This is a genomic window from Candidatus Cloacimonadota bacterium, assembly GCA_011372345.1.
Taxonomy (GTDB): Bacteria; Cloacimonadota; Cloacimonadia; order Cloacimonadales; family TCS61; genus DRTC01.
The window spans coordinates 1-2,104 of the sequence record DRTC01000410.1; the positions used below are offsets into that span (position 1 = coordinate 1).

1 protein-coding gene is annotated in these 2,104 nt (G+C 33.8%); it reads right to left on the bottom strand.

Annotated elements, in window-relative coordinates; translation table 11 throughout:
* Nucleotides 1–368: 368 nt before the first annotated feature.
* Nucleotides 369–1,619, bottom strand: coding sequence for an NAD(P)/FAD-dependent oxidoreductase (locus ENL20_08030; GenBank protein ID HHE38507.1), 1,251 nt, complete (start codon nucleotides 1,617–1,619; stop codon nucleotides 369–371).
* Nucleotides 1,620–2,104: the final 485 nt, after the last annotated feature.

A 2,104-nucleotide genomic window follows, 5' to 3' on the forward strand; every position in this document is an offset into this window, starting at 1 on the left:
AATTGCTGCTGATCGCATATTTAACTCCTTACATTTGAGAGCAAATTTGAAAAATATTATTTAAGATGCAACATTTTATTTGAAAAATTTAGATGGATGACTGGACTTCATCTCTGTCAATTACCGGATGATGGAGTTCAGTTATTTCTTTTATCTCATTTTTTCATTTTAACCTGATCCATATTTTCCGGATATTCTAAAATAGAGGTGTTATTTCATGTTGCCTTATCCGATTATATTATTTTGTTATTCTCAACTCCACGCTTCGCTTTGAAGTCGAGTCTAACAAAATACTCTGTTGAAAGTTTCGGAATGTGATTTTATCTCGGTGTCTTCCAGTGATTTTCAATGGATAATTCTTTCATTCCTTAATTCTTGATTACTTCCTCTCCCATCATCCAGCCATGAGCAGTCGCATAAATAATGGATCGAGTTCCTCCCGAACAATCTCCGACAAATTTCAGGTTATCGAATTTCCGGTTATCGATGATATTGGAATAGAACTTGATTTCCGGAGCATAAACAAGATTATCAGCATTCGTAATTCCGGGAATGACATCATTCAAATTATCCATAAAATCAATGATGCTTTCAATGATCCTGCGCGGAAATGCAAGATTAATATCACCGAGAATGTAATGCTTTTCATTGAGAGTCGGGATAACACGGTAAAGATGTTTCGTTCTTTTGGAATTAATAAAATTCTCATAAGTTTGGAGGATGACCTTATTTTCTCCTGCCAGAATATTCGTCAGTTTGGCGATATGAGAACCATAACCGATCGGATCATTGAATGGTTGAGTTAGTTCAAGAGTCGTTAAAATAGCGAAATTAGTGTTCTTGCTTTTCTCTTTCAGCTTGGAATGTCCGTTCACCGTTACGAAATCGTCATAATTTTCCGTAACCACAAATCCGGAAGGATTATTGCAGAAAGTTCTGACCATATAACCGGTTCTGGTTTTGTATTTCACTTTGAATTCATACATTTCCCGATTCAGTTCTTCCACAATATGATTGGGTATTTCAAAGCGAATTCCGAGATCGACTTTTTTATTATCGAGGATCAGTTCGGGAAATTTCTTAATGATCTTATTAACCAGATTATGACCGCTTCTACCGACTGCCACCATAACTTTATCAAAAGAATCGGTGTTATTTAAGATCACTTTGTTTGCGAGCAGTTCGACATCTTTGATGTTATGTTTGAAATGGAAATGAATATTTTTATGTGATTTGAAATTTTCATAGATATTATAAAGAACCTGCTTCAACTGATCAGTTCCGATATGATAGAAATCCGAAATAATGGGTAGGAATCCTTTTTCATAAAACTTTTTATAAAATGTTTTATTGCTGAACGAACTTCCGGTCTCGAATTTCTTTTTTTCAGTTTTATTCAGATAATAATCCACCAGTTTTTTCTGTAGTTTAAGATCGATATCAAGGTTTCCGCCCATTTCGCTGGAAACGAATAATTTTCCGTCAGCTCTGATCCCTGAAATACTGGATGAATAAATATCTTTGCTTTTCTCAAAAATGTGGATTTCATTGTTGGTGTTTTTTATTTTCTCGATAAATCCAATTGCTGCTGCTCCAAAACCAATGATCGCTATTTTCATTTTTCCTCTTTCTGCAGTCTTTTCACTTCCTCGTTGGTAAGATTCAATTCTCTTGCTATTTCTTCGACTTCCCATTTATACTCCGATAATTTATGAACCATTTTTTTACGGAATTTCAGACTGCCAAAACCATCAGTAGAGCGATAATTATATTCTGTTACTTCCGGTTCGGATTTTTTCTTTTTAGGAAATGCCAGAATCAAAAGAATCAGAGCGACTAAAATTGAAAATCCTAAAAAGAAGACTTGTATTTTTAATGTTTTGAGTATTTTTTTTTGCTTTTCAATCCACTTTTGTCTTTCGATTATTCTTTGTGAATTGATCTGCTTTTGAATATTTATCAGAGAATCTTCTTTTGCTTTCCGAATCTTCAAATTTTCTGCCATCGCAAGATATTTCTCACCTTTTTTCTTATATCCGACAGTTTGGTAAAAATCAGCAAAATTTAAAAAGTCTTTGATGGTTTTCGGCTCCTTTTTTAAAAA

What these genes read in the sequence shown, in the direction of transcription:
- ENL20_08030 (HHE38507.1), bottom strand. Translation starts at nt 1,619, where the DNA reads ATGAAAATAGCGATCATTGGTTTTGGAGCAGCAGCAATTGGATTTATC.